The organism is Micromonospora sp. NPDC049274, from assembly GCF_040678875.1.
Taxonomy (GTDB): Bacteria; Actinomycetota; Actinomycetes; order Mycobacteriales; family Micromonosporaceae; genus Micromonospora.
This window is the reverse complement of the sequence record NZ_JBFAQS010000003.1, coordinates 109,892-127,480: the sequence shown is the minus strand read 5'-3', so window position 1 is coordinate 127,480 and position 17,589 is coordinate 109,892. Positions and strand designations below refer to the sequence as shown.

The window sequence follows — 17,589 nt, the reverse complement described above, 5'->3', positions numbered from 1 at the left end:
AGAGCTGATGCGGAGAAGGGAACATTTAATGTCGGTATGCGCAACATTAGCCAAGCTGAAGCGGATATGTCACTTTCTGTCCGCGCGCCTGAGCAGAGCGCTCAACCCTTCGGCGGTTGGCCGGGGACAGCACGGCCATTGACCCGCGAGTTGCAGCCTGCATTCAGTGTGTCGAGGCTCGGATGGGGCTTCATCCGCACTTCGGGCCCCCTTGGGAGGCGAATGGGTCGTTCATCGGCGGCGCCCCACGCATCATTCCAGCTGACGATGACGCTGGCGACTCAGGCTGAGGCGCGGCTCGGGCCGTAAGCTTCGTTGCGTGATCGGCTGGATACGCCATCGCGGCTGAAGCAGGGAGGAAACGTGGAGATTCGAGTTCTCGGCGGCCTCTCGGTGCAACTGCCCAAGCGCACCTTGCACCTGGGTACGCCAAAGCAGCAGGCGATCTTCGCGATGCTTGCGGTTCAGCCCGGTCAACTGGTGACGTTGGATGAGCTCGTTGACGAGTTGTGGCCCGAAAGCCCTCCGCGATCCGCTGTGGCCAATGTGCGGACCTACGCCGCCAATCTGCGCCGAGGTTTCGAAACTCTGCCGTGCGGTCAAGGGTCTATCGCCCGGCAAGGAAACGGTTACCGGCTGCTGTTGCGGCCCGATCTGATCGACGTCTTCCTCTTCGAGATGGAGCGTTGTGCGGCTCGGGATGCCGTGACAGCCGGAGATCTGGACCGCGCGGCGAAACTACTGCGTCGCGCGGTGGCCCGGTGGCAAGGCCCGATGCTTGCCGGCATTCCTCTCGGACCGGTGTTGACAGCCCGGACCGTAGCTGCCGAAGAAGAGCGACTGCTGGCGATGGAACTCCTCGCCGACGTCCAGCTGCGATCGGGCCGCGACGACCTGGCGATTCCTCTACTGCGGGAAGTGGTGACCCGCCATCCGCTCCGCGAGTCGGCGTACGTCCTTCTCATGCGGGCTCTGCATGAGCGAGGGGACAGCGCGGAGGCGCTCGCCGCGTACGACGAGATCCGTGCGCGGCTCATCGCCGAGATGGGAGTCGGCCCCGGAATCACCGTTCAAGATCTGCGTCGGACGATTGCTGCGGCGGTGCGGTCCCCGAGCCCGGTGCGCGCCGACGTGTTCCAGGGTGAAGCCAACTCCGTGGGTTCTACGGCGGTCGCCCCCGGCGTGGCAGGTGACGAGAGAGTTGCTCGCATCGACCAGGTGGATCACCTTCCCCGGGCGGTCGCCGACTTCGTCGGGCGGGAAGATCTGCTGTCGCGAATACTGGCCGAGACGCGGCGGGTCGAGGATCGGGCGCCGGCCGTGCACATCATCGACGGCATGGCGGGCAGCGGAAAGACGGCGCTCGCCGTGCAACTGGCCCGCCAGCTGTCCAGCCGGTACTCAGATGCCACGTTGTTCATCGACCTCTGCGGCCATGGCGAGAAGAACAGGGTCGAGCCGGCGAGCGCCCTGGTCACCCTGCTGCGTCAGCTCGACGTGCCGGCGGGGCGGATTCCGGTCGAGTTCGACGCGAGGGCGGAATTGTGGCGACGGGAGCTGGGTCGCCGGAGGTCGGTGGTCGTCCTCGACAACGCCGCGAACAGCGAACAGATACTGCCCCTCCTGCCGACGGAGCCGACCGCCGTCGTGCTGGTTACGTCGCGGCGACGACTCTCCCATCCGGACATCGTGCCCTCGCAGACGCTGCCGGTCATGAGCCCCGAAGAGGGTGTGGGCCTCCTCGCGCTCAGCGTCGGCCGGGCTCGGATCGACGCCGAGCCGGACGCTGCCGCCGAGGTGGTCCGGATGTGCGGTCATCTGCCCCTGGCGATTCGGCTGGCCGGCGCGAGGCTGGCTCATCGGCGGGGTTGGCGGCTGGCCGATCTGGCCGACCAGATGGCCAGCGCCACATCTGCACCGCTGCATCTGGCCGGGGAGACGAGCACGGTCACCGGGGCCTTCGCCGCGTCCTACCAGCCCCTTTCGGACTCGACCAGGCGAGTCTTTCGGTTCCTGGGTCTCTATCCCGGTAGCCGGTTCAGTGCACTGGCCGTCTCCGCCCTGACCGGAGTGACGGTGGGGGATGCTCATGCGGCGATCGATGACCTCGTCGACCGGAATCTGGTGGAGGACCTGGACTCCACGCAATACAGGCTGCACGATCTCATGCGGCAGTACTCCGTCGAGCTGTGTAATCGCATCGATTCCCCGAGCGACCGTAGACGGGGGTTGGCACAACTGTTCGACTTCACGCTGGAGGCGGCACTGCGGGTCGCCGAGACCATTGAGCCCGTCGTCATCGGATCGCAGGTCACTCATCTCCCGTTCGGCCGGCCCGAACTGCTCGAAGCCATGGGGGAACCGAGCGCCGAGTGGTTGGAAGCGGAGCGTTCGGACCTGGTGACGATGGTCTTGTCGGCCTACGAGTCGGGCTTTTACGAACACGCCTGGCGGCTGGCGCGCTCCCTCTGGCGATTCTGTTACATCCGCGGATACTTCGAGGACATCATCGTGACTCACCGGCATGGGCTGGCAGCGGCGGAGGCCACCGGTAACACCGATGCGACAGCGCTGATGAACAACTACCTGGCCTCCGCCTATGTTCGAACCGGTGACAACAGAGAAGCGCTCAACCACCTGACCCGTGCGGTCACCCTCTCCAAAGACTCACGCGACGTGCTGAACACAGCGCGCTACCAGGCCAATCTCGCTCCGGTTCACTGGTGGAGCGGCAACCTGACCGAGGCGGTGGCTCTCGGGAGGGAGCGTCTGCGTGACTACAAGGGGTACGGCAATGTGGGCGTGCCGATGGCGCTACCAAACCTGGGCATAGCGCTGACGGCACTGGGCCGCTACGAGGAGGCGTTGCGGATACATCGTCGCCACCTGGCGTGGGCCCGGACGAACTCCAACGACTTCCACGTGCTCAACGCCCTGAGCCACATCGGTGCCGTGCGCGTTCGCATGGGCGATCTTCATCCGGCGATCCGGATACTCCGGGCCTCATTGGCGTTGCGTGACCGCACCGGGCACCGCTACGCCGAGGCGGAGGTGCGCAACGACCTCGGGATCGCCTATCGCGGGCTCGGCCGCCTCGCCGAGGCTCAGCAGGAGCATGAGATGGCGCGGAACCTGGCGGTCGGCTCGGGAGAGCGACACGTGGAGGCGGCGGCGTTGAACGAACTCGGCCACACACTGCGGGCGCTGGGACGCGACGGTGAGGCGGCCGAGATGCACGAGGAGGCGCTCCGACTGGCGACCCGGATCGCACACCCGCACGAGCAGGGGCGTGCGCTGGCTGGTCTCGCGGAGCACTTCGCTGCCATCGACCCGGTTGAGGCGCGGCGGCACTGGGAGCGGGCGCTGGCCATCTTCCGTCGGATGGGCGTGCCGGAACGCCTCGACGCTGAGCGCCGCCTTGCCGAGTTGGGCGACGCTACCGTTGCCGCGGGGCGTTGACCTGCGCGAACGGCGCTTATCGATTTCTTATCGCCGAGGCCGGTAGCTTCTTCGGCGTATCGGCGAACGGGGGAGGTTCTGCCCGTGTGCAGAACCGGGTCGTCGACGCGCGCCCGCCGCCAGGTCCCCCCAGCGACTTCGGCGGCGGGTTCGGCAAGGAAGGAGTGGCGGCCCGGCGAGTGCGCTGTCGCACCCGGCGAGATGCTGAGCCGCCGCTCCTTCCGAGCGCCGACGCCGAGCGCTCTTCGTCGTACCGCACCGATAGGCTCACGGCCGTGACCGAACCCGCGCAGCTCAGCCACGTCGACCGTGCCGGCGCGGCCCGCATGGTCGATGTCTCCGCCAAGCCGGTGACCGGGCGACTGGCCGTCGCGTCGGGCCGTCTGCGCACCACGCCCGAGGTCGTCGACCTGCTGCATCGCGACGGGTTGCCCAAGGGTGACGCGCTGGCCGTCGGCCGGCTCGCCGGCATCATGGGGGCCAAGCGCACTCCGGAGCTGATCCCGCTCTGCCACCCGATCGCCCTGCACGGTGTCACCGTCGACCTGCGGCTCACCGAGGACACCGTGGAGATCACCGCCACCGCCCGCACGGCGGACCGGACGGGGGTCGAGATGGAGGCACTCACCGCGGTCGCGGTCGCCGGCCTGGCCCTGATCGACATGGTCAAGGCGGTTGATCCGGCGGCCTCGGTGGAGGCGGTCCGGGTGCTGCGCAAGGAGGGCGGCAAGACCGGCGAGTGGGTCCGGCCGGAGGATCGGCCGTGATCCGGGCCCGGGTGATCGTCGCGTCCAACCGGGCCGCGGCCGGTGTCTACGCCGACACCAGCGGCCCGCTGCTCGTCGCCGGCCTGCGCGAGTGGGGCTGTCAGGTCGACGAGCCGGTGGTGGTGCCCGACGGCGAGCCGGTCGGCGCCGCCCTGCGCGCCGCCCTCAGCGACGGCGTCGACGTGGTGCTGACCAGCGGCGGCACCGGGGTCACCCCGTCCGACCGGACGCCGGACGTGACCCGGGCTCTGCTGGACTACGAGATCCCCGGCATCGCCGAGGCGATCCGGTCACACAGTCGCGAGCGGGTGCCCACCTCGGTCCTGTCCCGAGGGCTGGCCGGGGTGGCCGGCCGGATGCTGGTGGTCAACCTGCCCGGCTCGACAGGTGGCGCCCGGGACGGGTTGGCTGTGCTGGGGCCGATTCTCGGGCACACCGTCGACCAGCTTCGCGGCGGCGACCACTGACCGGTCCGCGCCGGCGACCACCGGGCGGTCCGCGCCGGCGACCACCGGGCGGCGCCGGCGACCACCGGCCGGTCCGCGCCCAGGCCCGGCGGACGTCGGTCCGTCCCGATAGGCTCGGTCGGTGAGCACGGAAACCGCACCAACCGCGGACCGGGTCGTCGCGCCCCCGCCAGCAGGCTGGGAGGAGGCGCGGTCCCGGGTGTACGCGGTGGGTCTGGCCGCCGCGCTGCCCGCCGTCGCCCGTCCGCTTGTCGACACCGACGGGCTGACCCTGGCCGAGCCGCTGACGACCCGCACCGACCTGCCCGCCTTCCCCACCTCCAGCGTGGACGGCTGGGCGGTGCGCGGCACCGGGCCGTGGCGCGTCGTCGGGCGGGTGCTGGCCGGCAACACCCCTACGCCACTCACCGAGGACGGCACGACAGTCGAGATCGCGACCGGGGCCATGGTGCCCGCGGGCACCACCGCCGTGCTGCGCATCGAGGAGTCCACCGTCGCCGATGGCCTGGTCAGCGGCACTCCCCGGCCGACGCCGGAGTGGCGGCAGCCGGGCGAGGAGGCGTACGCCGATGAGGAGCTTCTGCCGGTCGGCACGCCTGTCGACCCGGCGGTGATCGGCCTGGCCGCCTCCTGCGGGCACGACACGCTACGGGTCCGGCGGGCGCCGCGCGCCGCGCTGCTGATCTTCGGCGACGAGTTGCTCACGGCCGGCCCGCCCGGGGCGGGCCGTGTGCGCGACGCGCTGGGTCCGGCGGTACCCGCGTGGCTGCGCCGGTACGGCTGCCACGTCCGCCCGTCGGACGTGGTGGGCCCGGTGGCCGACACGCTGCCCGCGCACGTGGCGGCGGTGCGCGCGGCGCTGACAAACGCCGACCTGGTCTGCACCACCGGCGGCACGATGCACGGGCCGGTCGACCACCTGCACCCGACCCTGGAGGCGTTGGGCGCGGACTATGTGGTCAACACGGTGGCGGTCCGACCGGGCTTCCCGATGCTGCTCGCCCGGCTGGCTGGTCACGACGGTCGGGTCCGCTTCGTCGCAGGCCTGCCGGGCAACCCGCAGTCCGCCATCGTCGCGCTGGTGTCACTCGTCGCGCCGCTGCTCGCCGGCCTCCAGGGTCGCTCGATGCCGGTGTTGCCCCACGCCACGCTTGCCGAGGCGGTGCCGGGGCGCGGCGATCACACCCATCTGGCGCTTGTCCGTCTGGACCGGGCCGCCGGCACGGCGTACCCGGTGCGGCACGTCGGTTCGGCGATGCTGCGCGGCCTCGCGGGCGCCGACGGGTTCGCCGTCATCCGACCGGGCACCAACGGAGCACAGGGTGACCGGGTGCCGATCGTGCCGTTGCCGCTGCTGTCCGGGGAGCGGGCCTCATGACCGCGCCGACGATCACCGTGGTCGAGGTCACCGACCAGCCTCTCGACCTCGCCGCGCACGAGGCGGCCGTCGCCGACCGGCGGGCCGGCGCCGTCGTCTCCTTTCAGGGCGTCGTACGCGACCACGACCACGGGCGTCCGGTGGTGAGCCTGGAGTACGAGGGGCACCCGAGCGCCGCACAGGTGCTGCGCGAGGTGGCCGCCGAGATCGCCGCCGATCCCGACGTCTACGCGGTGGCGGTCTCGCACCGGGTCGGGCCGCTGGCCATCGGGGATGTGGCGCTGGTCGCCGCGGTGAGCACGGCCCACCGCGCCGCGGCCTTCGCGGCATGTGCCCGGCTGGTCGACGAGGCCAAGGCCCGGTTGCCGATCTGGAAGCGCCAGGTCTTCGCCGATGGCGGCGAGGAATGGGTCAACTGCCCCTGACCGCTCAGCGGCGGCCGTTGACCACCACGGCCCGGGCGAGCCGTTCGCCGTAGAACGCCGGCTCGGCGCCGGGGCGCCAGGGCAGCGCCGCGACCAGCACGATCAGGGCGAGGGCCAGCGAGTTCTCCATGAGCGCCCCGAACAGACCGTCCTGATAGTGCGACACCTCCGGCAGTTGGTGCTCGTACGGCCAGATGGGGGAGATCAGGAAGAGCAGGTAGAGGCCGATCGCGGCGACGCCGTGCCGGAACCCGGTAAGTGTGGGATACCAGATCGGCGGGCGAAGGCCGGTGAGCCCGATCAGGCCACCGAATGCGGCGCCCTGACCGGTGCGCTGCGCCAGACCCCTGCTCGCCTCCCGTCGACGGACGGCGGCGTCGGCCAGCACGATGATCGCCGGGATCACCCACACGAGGTGGTGCGTCCAGGAGATCGGGCTGATCACGTTGGCGGTCAGACCGATCAGGGTGAACGCGGTCAGCTCGTCACCGTCGGCGCGTGAACTGGCCGCCCGGGACAGGCCCACCGCCAGGATGAGCACCGAGAAGGCGAGCCAGAGCAACCCGGGAGTCTCGATCGAGTCGTACAGCCGCGCCAGCAGGCCGGCGAGCGACTGGTTCGGCGTCATGTCGGCCGCGCCAACCCGTTCGGTCTGCCAGAGCACGCTGCCGAAGTACGTGCGCGACTCGTCGCCGACGATCGCGAAGGTCCCGATTGTCACGCCGATCGCGGTGCCGATCGCGGTGGCCGCCACCCGCCACTGACGGGTGATCAGCAGGTAGGCGATGAACAACGCCGGAGTGAGCTTGACCGCCGTGGCCAGGCCGATGCCGGCGCCCGCCCATGCGCCACCGTAGACGAAACGCAGCAGCGGGCCGTCGGTCGCGGCGTAGTGGGTGCCCCTGCGCGAGCGCCACCGCAGCCCGATCAGATCCGCCATGATCAGCGCGAACAGCAGGAGGTTGACCTGGCCGTAGCCCAACGTTTCCCGGCTGGGCTCGATGGCGAGCGCGAGTGGCACCGCCAGGGCCACGGTGAACCACAGTGGCCAGCCCAACCGGTCCACGATGGGGCGGAGCAGGCCGGCCAGCACCAGCGCCAACGCCGCGATGCTGGCGAGGGCGTTGATGATTCCCGCCACGTCGATCGGCAGTTGCGCCATGGGCAGCATCATGAGCCCGGCGAACGGCGGGTAGGTGAAGCCAAGGGTGGTGCCGGGCGCGATGAACTCATAGAGCTCGTGACCGCTCGCCCACCACACCACCGCACCATGGTAGATCTTCATATCGAAGAAGTTGTACGGTCGCCCGAACTCACCGATGGCGAGCCATGCGGCATAGGCGACGGCGGCCACGATGGCGCCCCGTACGACGTTCCTGCGATCGATCCCCCGCGTCATGCGTTGAACTGGGGCGAGGCGGTCCGCCCGTCTACCGACAGCCGTCGGCATGGCGTGGCCACCCCCGTACCAAGGTCGTCCTACCCGTCCAGGTCCTGCACGGAGCCTAGAACGGCGCCTCACGTCAGTGCCTCCCGCGTTATGCGACCGTGTCCGATCCCACACATGTTTTTGACATTTCCACCGCGTTAACGCCTACCGGGTGGTTCAGGTAATTCGCGGCCTTAGCGGGGGGTGGGGGTGACACCGAAGCGTATCGAGGCAGGTCAGCCGGGGAGTCGACGCGCGGTGGCCGCCGAGCGAACGGCGATCCGGGCCTCGCGGCGGGCGGTGCGGACGGCGCGCTGCATGGAACGTCGAGAGTGGCCGATGCGGTGACCCGTACGCCAGCGGATGCCCGGCTTGCCGCCGGTGTCGGCGGCGGCGAGCAGGAGGCCACCGAAGAGCCCGAGATTCTTCAGGGTGTGGATCTCGTTGTTGTTCTTGGCGATGGGGTCGTCGTTCTTCCAGAACGGATGCCCGGCGACGGTCACCGGCACCAGCGTGCCGGCGAGGACCAGCGCGGCGGGCCGGCTGAACCGTCCGGTGGCCAGCAGCAGCCCGGCGCCGACCTGCACCGCCGCGTTGAGCCGGATCAACGTCTCGGTCTCGGTGGGAAAGCTCGGGTGCGCCTTCTTGAGCATCGGCGCGACCTTGTCGGTCACCGGTTTGGCGGCCTCGGCCAGACGGTGCGGGTTGCGGAGGTTGCGGTACCCGCTGACCACGAAGATGCCGCTCAGCATGGCGCGGGCAAGGGAGCGTACGGGCGTCATGGATCAGTCATACCCCGTCGCGGCGTTTGCTACCCCGGCAACCGTCGGATCCGTATCGGTCGGTGTGCACGTTCGCCACGCCGATTCGAGCGACCATCGCTGATGGACGGGCCGTCACGGGTAACGTCGCGCGGATGACGACGCTGCGGCTCCGCCCCGAAGGCCCGGCCGACACCGGGTCGGTGCGTCGGGTCATGGCCTCGGCGTTCGCTCGCCCGGACGTGCAGACGCCGCCGGAGGTCGGGCTGGTCGACGACCTGCGCGGCACCGACGCCTGGCTGCCCGAGCTGGCCATGGTCGCCGAGTACGGCGGCGAGGTCGTCGGATACGCGCTGCTCACCCGGGTGCGGGTCCGACCCGATCGCGGTGCTGTCGCGCCGGCCCTGGCGCTCGGGCCGGTGGCTGTCGCGCCGCACCGACAGCGGGTCGGACACGGCAGCGCGGTGGTGCAGGCCGCTCTGGACGCCGCCACCGAGCTGGGCGAACGGCTGGTCGTGGTCCTCGGTGACCCGGCCTTCTATCGCCGCTTCGGCTTCGGGCCGGCCGTCGAGCTGGGTCTCACCAGCCCGTGGGCCGGGCTCGGGGAGCCCTGGCAGGGGCTGGTGCTGCCGCCGTCCACCAGCGAGGAGGGGCCACCGCCGCGTGGCGAGGTGGTCTTCCCGGCACCCTGGTCCAGGGTCTGACCGTCGGCGGGCGCGGCGCTCAGGTTGGCTGGGTACGCAGGTACCTGCCGAAGTGCGGAACGGTGAAGGCCACCGTGCCCCGCTCGCCCGAGTAGATGAGCCCCTTTTTGATCAGCGCGTCGCGGGCCGGGGAGAGGCTGGCCGGCTTCCGGCCAAGGGCGCGGGCGATCTCGGCGGTGGGCACCGCAGCATCCATGTCGTCGCGGACCGCAGCGCCGGAGTCGCCCTCCACGAGCGACAGCGTGGCCATCACCCGCATGTACTCGCGCTCGGCCGGGGTGGCCCGTTCGAACCGGGAGCCGAAGAAGCCGACCGCCAGCTCCGCCTCGGCCTCGGGGGCGGCGACCCGGACGTCGGCGGCGGTGATCGGTGACCGTGGCGCGTGATCCCAGGTCGCCTTGCCGTACGCCTGGACGAAGTAGGGGTAGCCTCCGGACTTCTCGTAGAGCAGGTCGAGTGCCTTCTGCTCGTACTCCACCTCCTCGCGCTCGGCCGGCGCGCAGAGCGCCTGGTCGGCGGCGATCCGGTCCAGCCGGTCGATGCGCTGGTAACGGAAGAGCCGCTCCGAGTACGACTTGGCGGCGCTGAGCACCGCCGGTAGGTGCGGCAGCCCGGCGCCGACGACGATCAGCGGCGCACCGATCTGGGACAGCTCGTGGCAGGCGGCGCAGAGAGCCGAGACGTCCTCCGGCCCCACGTCCTGCATCTCGTCGATGAAGACCGCGATGCCGGTGCCCACGTCGCTGGCCACAGCGGCGGCATCGCTGAACAGCTCGACCAGGTCGATCTCGATGTCGCCGGAGTCCGCGCGGCCGGTGGCGGCGGGCACGTCGATGCCGGGTTGCCAGCGGTCGCGCAGCTTCGACGGGCCCCCGGCGCGGCCGGTCGGCGCGGATCGCTGGGCGAACGCCTTGAGCACCCCGAGGAAGGCGTCGATCCGATCCGGGGCGCGGTGCCGGGGTGCGAGTTCGCGGACCGCCATGTGCAACGCGGCGGCGACCGGGCGGCGCAGTGACTGGTCCGGGCGGGCCTCGATCTTGCCGCTGCCCCAGAGTCGATTGATGGCCTGGGAACGCAGGGTGTTGAGCAGGACGGTCTTGCCGACGCCGCGCAGGCCGGTGAGCATCAGGCTGCGCTCGGGCCGCCCCCGGGCGATGCGCTCCAGCACGATGTCGAAGACGTCCAGCTCCCGCCCCCGTCCCGCGAGTTCGGGCGGGCGCTGGCCGGCGCCCGGGGCGTACGGATTGCGGACCGGATCCACGCATCGCACAATATCGGGCCCTCTAGCTGCGAAGCTAGACATGGATAGATGAGGCTACCGGCGTGTCGAGGCCGTCGAGACAAAACTAGGGCTGTCTAGCGTCCACGCTAGACAGCCCTAGTTTGCGGAAGCGATTACCGCTTCTTCAGGCACAGCACGTAGTCGAGCACGTCGACCGTGTTGTCGTGCACGTAGTTCGCTGTCGCCTGCGGCGCGAGCGTCTTGCACCGGTTCCCGTCGGCGGTCGCCGGGATGCGCAGCAGCACCTGGTAGGTGTTCGGGCCGCACGGCACCTTGCGCAGGGCCGCGTTGTCCTCGCTGCCGTCGTTGACCACGCAGTCCCCCTTGGCGAACTCCTCCTCGTCCGGGGACGGCAGGTTGGGGCTCGGAAGGTCGCTGGGCAGGACCGGGGGGACGACGGGTGCGCTCACCGACGGGGCGGGTGCGGCGGAGTCACTGTCGCTGTCGGCGGCCCTCCACAACGCCCAGCCGGCGAGGCCGAGACAGGGGCAGACCAGGAGCAGGACCACCAGCACGACGATGAGGGCGACCTTCCCGCCGCTCCTCTTCGCCGGCGGGGCCGGTGGCATCCCGTACCCGCCGGGCGACGGTGGGGCGGGTGGCATCCCGTACCCGCCGGTGGGCGGCGGGGCCCACGGCGCCGGCTGGCCGGGGGCGGGCCCGGCGGGTGGGAAAGGCCCGGGCGGCGCATCCCACTGCGCGGGCTGCGCCGGGGGACCCCACTGCTCGGGCTGCGCCGGGGGACCCCACTGCGCCGGCTGCGCCGGGGGACCCCACTGCGGTGGCTGCGGAGGCGGCGGCCCCCACTGGGGGGCCGTCTCATCGACAGGTGACGGGCCGTCCGGGCCGGTCGGCGGGCGTTGGTACGGGTCGTCCGGCTGCCCGGAACCCGATGGGCCGTAGGTCGTCATCTCATCCCCAGGGGTGGGTGGTCAGCGCTGCGTCAGGCATCAGCGCTGCTTCAGGCAGAGGACGAAGTCGAGGGTGTCCAGCTCGCTGTCGAAGAAGTACCAGTTGGTGTAGCCCTCGACCTTGGCGCATTTCGCCTCGGCGTCGCGTTCACCGCTTGTCGCGCCGTCGATCCTGCGCAGCACCTCGTACGACTTCGGTGCGCAGCCGCTGATCAGCAGCTTGGGCTTGCCGCCGGCCGTCCCGTCGTTGCGCACACACTGGCCGACCTTGACGAACCGTGGATCGGCCGACGACTCCGGCGCGGCGGCGCTCGGCGCCGGCCCGGCCGGCTCGGTCACGTCCGCGCTGGGCTCCCCGACACCGGCCGAACCGGTCGGCGCGGCCACCGGGGTCGCCGGATCGTCCGAGCGGGCGAGGAACCAGTACGCGCCGCCCGCCACCGCCAGCAGCACCACGACGGCCACCACCGCGATCAGCGGACCCCGTCCGCGCCTGCTCGGTGCCGGGGACTGGTCACCGCCGTACGGGCCGCCGTCGGGTCGGTACGGCTCCCCGCCGTACGGCGGGTTCACCTCGGCCGGCCGGTACGCGCCACCGTAGGGTGCTCCGGCCTCCCCGCCGTACCGTCCGCCCCCGTAGGGCGCACCGACGGGCTCAGCGCCATAGGGCGCACCGGCCTGACCAGCGCCATAGGGTGTCCCGCGCTCACCGTCGTACGAGGGCCCTCCGCCGTAGGGTCTCGCTGGAGAGTCGCCGTAGGACCCGGGGCGCTCCTGGGGTGCGGGCGGGTAGGAGTGCACCGTCGGCGGGTAGGGCTCGGGGGCCGGCGGATAGGGCTGCTGTGGCGGCCGGCCGGGCGTCTCGTCGGGCCGCTGCCCACGCCACGGGCCTCGGGAGCCCTCACCGGGTGGTCCGTAATTCGTCATGCCGCCCTCCTGCACAAGTGGTGAGAGGCCGGCCACCAATGCGCGACGCGGACTCCGAGGTCACCGTAGCGTGGTCAACCGATGAGCTCATCCCCACCGAGCGCCGCCGCCCTGTCGGGCCGCCGCGCTGCCGCCGCCCCAACTCTGGTCTGGACCGCGCTGATCGTGGTCTACCTGCTGTGGGGCTCCACCTATCTGGCGATCCGGGTCGCGGTGGAGACGCTGCCGTCGTTGCTGTCGGCCGCCCTGCGGTTCGCCGTCGCCGGTCTGGTGCTGGCGGTGGTCCTGCGGTTGCGCCGCGGGCCGGGCGCGCTCCGCGTGCGGCGTCGGCAGCTCGGCGCCGCCGCGCTGGTCGGGGTGCTCCTGCTCGCCGGTGGCAACGGCCTGGTGGTGCTCGCCGAATCCGGGCCGCCCGGGGTGGCGTTGCCGTCCGGAATCGCGGCACTGCTGGTGGCGACCGTGCCGCTGCTCGTGGTCCTGCTGCGCTCCGCCACCGGGGACCGGCCCGGGGTCTGGACGTTCGCCGGGGTCACGCTCGGCTTTGTCGGGCTGGTCCTGCTGGTGCTGCCCGCCGGCAGCGCGGACGCGGTGCCGCTGGTCGGCGCGCTGACGGTGGTGGCGGGGGCCGTCGCGTGGTCGGTCGGGTCGTTCCTGTCCGGACGGATCGGGATGCCCGCCGACCCGTTCGTCGCGACGGTGTACGAGATGGTGGCCGGCGCGGTCGCGCTGGCCGTCGTCGCCGCCGGCCGGGGTGAGCTGCGGGAGTTCCACCCGACGACGGTCAGCACCCGGTCCTGGCTGGCGTTGGGCTACCTCATGGTGGCCGGCTCACTGGTGGCCTTCACCGCGTACGTCTGGCTGCTGCAGAACGCGCCGATCTCGCTGGTCTCGACGTACGCGTACGTGAACCCGGCGGTCGCGGTGGCGCTCGGGGCGCTGCTGGTGTCCGAGCCGATCACCCCGCAGGTGCTGCTCGGCGGGGCGGTCATCGTCGCCGGGGTGGCCCTGGTGGTGAGCACGGAACGCCCGCGCCGGAAAGGCGCGGGACCACGATCGGGGACCGCGTCGACGGCGGACCGGCGGTAACGTCCGGCCCATGTCGGCCGCTGCGCTGGTGCCGGCCGCGCTGCTGGGGGCGGTGGTCGGAATCGCCGTACCCCGGATTGCCCGGCGCTTCGGCAGTGCGCCGAGCCGGCCGGTGCCACGCGGCGGGTGGCTCGGCCCGGTGGTCGCGGCCGTGGTGTTCGCCGGGCTCGTCGGCGCCCGCGGTGACGACCCGGCGTTGCCGGTCCTCCTCGCGGTGGCGGCGGTGGGGCTGGTGCTGGCCGTGGTCGACCTGGCGTGCCTGCGGTTGCCCGACCCGCTGGTCGCGGTCGCCGGCCTGCTGGCCCTCGGCGGCCTGACCGGTGCGGCGCTGCTGTCCGGCACCCCCGGGCGGTTGGTCGGCACGCTTGTGGGCGCGGCTGTCTCCGGCGCGGCGCACGTGCTGCTGGCCCTGCTGCCGGGGTCCCGGCTGGGCTTCGGGGACGTGAAACTCGCCGCAGCCCTCGGGCTGCCCCTCGGCTGGCTGGGGCGCGACGCCCTGCTGGCCGGGCTACTCCTGCCGCATCTGCTGCACGGTGCCCTGGTCCTCGGCCTGCTCGCAGCCCGAAAGGTCCGCCGCGACACGTTGCTGCCCGTCGGCCCGGCCCTGCTGGCGGGAGCGTGGCTAGCCACCCTCCTGCCCTGACCCCCCCTCGCCGCCCCAAACCGCCGGGCGTGGGCGTCGGACCACCGCGTCGATCATGAAGTTATTGCCACGACACGCCGATGTGGTCGGCAATAACTTCATGATCAACAGAGAGGGGGTGGGGGTTAGATCAGGCGGAGTTGGCGGTCCTTGGGGCGGCGCGGTTCGGTTTCGCCGAACCGTTCGAACAGGCCCGGGTCGATCGTGGCGAGGAACGGCGACGGCGCGCAGTCGCGTTCCACGCCGTGCCGGGTCCGGCGGGCGGCGTGGCTGACGTACAGCCGGTCCTGGGCCCGGGTCAGGCCGACGAAGAAGAGTCGGCGTTCCTCGGCTACCGCGTCCTCGTCGGGCGTCGAGCCCGGCCAGCGCAGCGGCAGCAGCCCGTCCTCGACGCCGACCAGGAAGACCACCGGGAACTCGAGGCCCTTCGCGGCGTGCAGGGTGAGCAGGGTGACCGCCTCGGCGCGCGGGTCGAGCGCGTCCACCTCCGCGCCGGTGGCCAGCTGCGACAGGAAGGTCTCCAGGTCGTCGCCGCAGCGGCGGGCCAGCGGGGTCAGCAGGTCCACCGCCGAGCGGACGTCGTCGGGCCGGACGGTGCTGCCCGCGCCGTCCAGGGTGGGCACCGCGAACCGCTCGGCGACCACCTGTCCGGCCAGGCGCACCCGGGCGGCAAGCGAGCCGGCCAGCCCGTCGGCGTGCCGCAGCTCGCGGGCGATGGCCGCCACGCCGGGCCGGTCCCGCAGGCGGTCGTGCGAGCGCTTCTGCACCGGGATGTTGGCCCTGGTCAGGGTGTCCACGATCGGGGCGGCCTGCGCGTCGGTGCGGTACAGCACGGCGATGTCGGAGAACGACAGCGAGGTGGACCGGCCGTCGATCCGGCCCGAGTCCAGCGAACGGTGGGACAGGCCGCCGACCAGCTCGTCGACGGTACGGACGACGAAGTCGGCCTCCTCGGCGACGGACGCCGCCGGGTACCGCCCGACGAGCGGGGCTTCCGGATCGAGTCGCGCCGGGTCCAGCCGCCGGCCCCGGACCAGCGAGGACGGCGCGATGGCCTGCACGGCGGCGGCCAGGATAGGGGCGGACGAGCGGTAGTTGCGGTTGAGTCGGACCAGCCGGGCGTCCGTGAAGTCCTGCGAGAAACGCAGGAAGTAGCCGACGTCGGCGCCCCGGAACGAGTAGATCGCCTGGTCCGGGTCACCGATCGCGCAGAGGTTGCCGTCGGCGGGGCTGAGCAGGCGCAGCAGCTCGTACTGCACCGCGTCGACGTCCTGGTACTCGTCGACGAAGATCCACCGCCAACGATCCCGGTACCGCTCGACCAGCTTGCGGTCGGCCCGCAGCAGCTCCACCGGAAGGCTCACCAGCTCGTCCAGGTCGACCAGGTCCTGCTTGCGCAGCAGCGCCGTGTAGGCGGCGAGATCGTCGCCCGCCTCCGAGCGAGCCGCCGCCCGCTCGGCGTCGTCGGCGATCCGGAACCCGGCCGGCAGGCCCGCCGCGTCCGCGTTCTCCCGAAGGATGGTCAACCCCAGCGCGTGGAACGTGCCCACCGTGACGTCCTCGGCGACCGGGCCGAGCAGACCGTCGAGGCGGTGGCGCAGCTCCTCGGCCGCCCGCCGGGTGAAGGTGATCGCGAGGCAGTGCTCGGGAAAGACGTTCAGCTCCGCGCACAGGTACGCGATCCGGTGGGTGAGCGTCCGGGTCTTGCCGGTGCCCGGACCGGCCACGATGAGCAGGGGCCCACCGGGCGCCGACGCCGCCACCCGCTGCATGGCGTCCAGGCGGTCCAGCAGGCCGGTGCCGACCTCCTCCATCCCGGAGAGCATCGGCTCGAACGGCTCGTGCGGTGACGGCGGCGACGCGATCGGCGGCGCGGGCGCCGGCTTGCGCTTCGGCTCCGCCTTGGCCGCCGCCGGGCGCTTGACCGTGGCCTTCGCCGCCGGCTCCGCGGGCCGCCGCTGCGCCGGCACGGGTACGTCGAAGAGCGTCTCCTGTGCCGTGCCCGCGCCCGTGCCCAGCTCCGCCGTGTCGAACAGGGTGATCACCCCGTACTCGCCGTCGTAACCCGGCACCCGGCGTACGTCGCCGCGGCGCAACCGCCCGATGCCTTCCGCGAGCAGCTCGCCGCCGACCTGCGCGATGTCCGACAACGGCGTCGTGGTCAGGATCTCCAACTCGGGGCCGAGGGCGGCGAGCAGCTCGTTGAGTCGGCCCTCGACCTTCTTCGAGCGGGCGCCCACCTTGTTGATCTCGCCAAGGATCTCGGCGAGCGGCACCAGGTGGGTGACGTCCCGGGCGTGCGCCGGCCGGTGCCCCTCGGGGCGGTCGGCCAGCTCCTCGATCCTGCTGAGAACGCCCACGGTGAGGGGCTTGCCGCACTCGGGGCAGCGCCCGCCGGTCGCCCGGGTGCGCTCCGGAGTCCAGTTGACCCCGCAGAGCCGGTGCCCGTCCGCGTGGTACTTGCCCTCCTCCGGGAAGAACTCGATGGTGCCGGCCAGTCCGTCGCCGGTACGCAGCGCCTCCCGGACGGCGAAGTAGTTCCGCTCGGCGGTCAGCACTGTCGCCTCCCGGCCCAGCGCCGGTGGCGAGTGCGCGTCCGAGTTCGAGACGAGCTGGTAGCCGTCCAGGCTGCCGACGCGCCAGTTCATGGCCGGGTCGGACGAGAGGCCGGTCTCCACAGCGAAGATGTGCTCGGCCAGGTCGGCGTAGCAGTCGGCGATCGCGTCGAAGCCGGACTTCGAGCCCAGCGCGGAGAACCACGGCGTCCAGATGTGGGCCGGGACGAGATAGCCGTCCGGGCTCGCCTCCAGGGTGATCTCCAGCAGGTCCCGCGAGTCCAGGCCGAGGATCGGACGGCCGTCGGAGCCGAGGTTGCCGATCCGACCGAGCGCGGTGTTGAACCGGGCCACCGACTCCAGGTCGGGCAGGTAGATCAGGTGGTGGACCTTGCGGGTCCGGTCGTCCCGCTTGTAGATGGTGGAGATCTCCACGCTCAGCATGAATCGGACCGCGTCCGCGTCGGTCGTGCCGGCGAGTCGCGGCGGCAGTCGCCGGGCGATGTCGCGCTCCGCCTCCGGGTCGAGCCGGTAGAGGCCCGGCTCGGCCGGCCGCAGCGTCTCGGCGAGATGGTCGTACCAGGCGGGGTGGGTGAAGTCGCCGGTGCCGAGCAGGGCGATGCCCTTGCGTCGCGCCCACCACCCGAGGGTCGGCAACGTCAGGTCACGGCTGCACGCGCGCGAGTACTTCGAGTGGATGTGCAGGTCCGCGACGAAGGGCGGGAGGCCACCGGGGGGTACGGCGCTGAACGGGGGCACGCCGCATCCTGTCACGCCCGCCGCGCGGGCCGCCTT

General features: G+C 71.9%; 14 protein-coding genes. 8 read left to right on the top strand and 6 right to left on the bottom strand.

Annotated elements, in window-relative coordinates; all coding sequences use genetic code 11:
* Window positions 1-363 precede the first annotated feature (363 nt).
* The 5 genes from AB0K10_RS07000 (at window position 364) to AB0K10_RS06980 (ending at window position 6,496) form a co-directional block, all read left to right on the top strand.
* Window positions 364-3,459, top strand: coding sequence for a BTAD domain-containing putative transcriptional regulator (locus tag AB0K10_RS07000; protein WP_363680754.1), 3,096 nt, complete (start codon window positions 364-366; stop codon window positions 3,457-3,459).
* Window positions 3,460-3,734: 275 nt separating this feature from the next.
* Window positions 3,735-4,226, top strand: coding sequence for a cyclic pyranopterin monophosphate synthase MoaC (gene moaC / locus AB0K10_RS06995; RefSeq protein ID WP_363680752.1), 492 nt, complete (start codon window positions 3,735-3,737; stop codon window positions 4,224-4,226).
* The gene (locus AB0K10_RS06990) at window positions 4,223-4,693 is read left to right on the top strand and encodes a MogA/MoaB family molybdenum cofactor biosynthesis protein (protein WP_363680750.1); all 471 of its coding nucleotides are present in this window, start codon (window positions 4,223-4,225) and stop codon (window positions 4,691-4,693) included. Before moaC ends, AB0K10_RS06990 begins: the two co-directional genes overlap by 4 nt.
* A gap of 121 nt (window positions 4,694-4,814) precedes the next feature.
* Window positions 4,815-6,071, top strand: coding sequence for a molybdopterin molybdotransferase MoeA (locus tag AB0K10_RS06985; protein WP_363680748.1), 1,257 nt, complete (start codon window positions 4,815-4,817; stop codon window positions 6,069-6,071).
* A complete protein-coding gene (locus tag AB0K10_RS06980; protein WP_358139013.1) occupies window positions 6,068-6,496 on the top strand; it encodes a molybdenum cofactor biosynthesis protein MoaE in 429 nt (142 codons plus the stop codon). Before AB0K10_RS06985 ends, AB0K10_RS06980 begins: the two co-directional genes overlap by 4 nt.
* Window positions 6,497-6,500: 4 nt before the next feature.
* Here AB0K10_RS06980 and AB0K10_RS06975 read toward each other — a convergent pair whose 3' ends face one another.
* Window positions 6,501-7,946: a glycosyltransferase 87 family protein gene (locus AB0K10_RS06975; protein ID WP_363680746.1), complete on the bottom strand. Its 1,446-nt coding sequence runs from the start codon at window positions 7,944-7,946 to the stop codon at window positions 6,501-6,503.
* Between the two features lie 215 nt (window positions 7,947-8,161).
* Window positions 8,162-8,707: a DoxX family protein gene (locus AB0K10_RS06970; protein ID WP_363680744.1), complete on the bottom strand. Its 546-nt coding sequence runs from the start codon at window positions 8,705-8,707 to the stop codon at window positions 8,162-8,164.
* 134 nt (window positions 8,708-8,841) lie between these two features.
* Here AB0K10_RS06970 and AB0K10_RS06965 point away from each other — a divergent pair, with 134 nt between their 5' ends.
* Window positions 8,842-9,390 carry an N-acetyltransferase gene (locus tag AB0K10_RS06965; RefSeq protein ID WP_363680742.1) on the top strand — a complete coding sequence of 183 codons (549 nt, stop codon included), beginning with the start codon at window positions 8,842-8,844 and terminating at the stop codon, window positions 9,388-9,390.
* 19 nt (window positions 9,391-9,409) lie between these two features.
* On the opposite strand, the gene AB0K10_RS06960 is transcribed toward AB0K10_RS06965, so the two are convergent.
* From AB0K10_RS06960 to AB0K10_RS06950, 3 genes are all read right to left on the bottom strand, one after another.
* Complete coding sequence (locus tag AB0K10_RS06960; RefSeq protein ID WP_363680740.1) at window positions 9,410-10,651, bottom strand: ATP-binding protein; 1,242 nt, start codon at window positions 10,649-10,651, stop codon at window positions 9,410-9,412.
* Window positions 10,652-10,785: 134 nt separating this feature from the next.
* A complete protein-coding gene (locus AB0K10_RS06955) occupies window positions 10,786-11,241 on the bottom strand; it encodes a hypothetical protein (protein ID WP_363681412.1) in 456 nt (151 codons plus the stop codon).
* 381 nt (window positions 11,242-11,622) lie between these two features.
* Window positions 11,623-12,156, bottom strand: a complete 534-nt coding sequence (locus AB0K10_RS06950) for a hypothetical protein (RefSeq protein WP_363681410.1) — start codon at window positions 12,154-12,156, stop codon at window positions 11,623-11,625.
* A gap of 435 nt (window positions 12,157-12,591) precedes the next feature.
* On the opposite strand from AB0K10_RS06950, the gene AB0K10_RS06945 reads away from it, so the two are divergent.
* Both AB0K10_RS06945 and AB0K10_RS06940 read left to right on the top strand, forming a co-directional pair.
* Window positions 12,592-13,596, top strand: a complete 1,005-nt coding sequence (locus AB0K10_RS06945) for an EamA family transporter (protein WP_363680738.1) — start codon at window positions 12,592-12,594, stop codon at window positions 13,594-13,596.
* A 10-nt stretch (window positions 13,597-13,606) separates the two neighbouring features.
* The gene (locus tag AB0K10_RS06940) at window positions 13,607-14,239 is read left to right on the top strand and encodes a prepilin peptidase (RefSeq protein WP_363680736.1); all 633 of its coding nucleotides are present in this window, start codon (window positions 13,607-13,609) and stop codon (window positions 14,237-14,239) included.
* A 125-nt stretch (window positions 14,240-14,364) separates the two neighbouring features.
* On the opposite strand, the gene AB0K10_RS06935 is transcribed toward AB0K10_RS06940, so the two are convergent.
* On the bottom strand, window positions 14,365-17,553 hold the full coding sequence (locus AB0K10_RS06935) for a UvrD-helicase domain-containing protein (protein ID WP_363680734.1): 3,189 nt from the start codon (window positions 17,551-17,553) through the stop codon (window positions 14,365-14,367).
* Between the last annotated feature and the right edge of the window lie 36 nt (window positions 17,554-17,589).

Bases quoted from the DNA above. Each gene is read 5' to 3' on its own strand.
- AB0K10_RS06980 (WP_358139013.1), top strand. From the start codon at position 6,068: ATGACCGCGCCGACGATCACCGTGGTCGAGGTCACCGACCAGCCTCTC.
- AB0K10_RS06975 (WP_363680746.1), bottom strand. From the start codon at position 7,946: ATGCCGACGGCTGTCGGTAGACGGGCGGACCGCCTCGCCCCAGTTCAA.
- AB0K10_RS06970 (WP_363680744.1), bottom strand. From the start codon at position 8,707: ATGACGCCCGTACGCTCCCTTGCCCGCGCCATGCTGAGCGGCATCTTC.
- AB0K10_RS06965 (WP_363680742.1), top strand. From the start codon at position 8,842: ATGACGACGCTGCGGCTCCGCCCCGAAGGCCCGGCCGACACCGGGTCG.
- AB0K10_RS06955 (WP_363681412.1), bottom strand. From the start codon at position 11,241: ATGCCACCGGCCCCGCCGGCGAAGAGGAGCGGCGGGAAGGTCGCCCTC.
- AB0K10_RS06945 (WP_363680738.1), top strand. From the start codon at position 12,592: ATGAGCTCATCCCCACCGAGCGCCGCCGCCCTGTCGGGCCGCCGCGCT.
- AB0K10_RS06940 (WP_363680736.1), top strand. From the start codon at position 13,607: ATGTCGGCCGCTGCGCTGGTGCCGGCCGCGCTGCTGGGGGCGGTGGTC.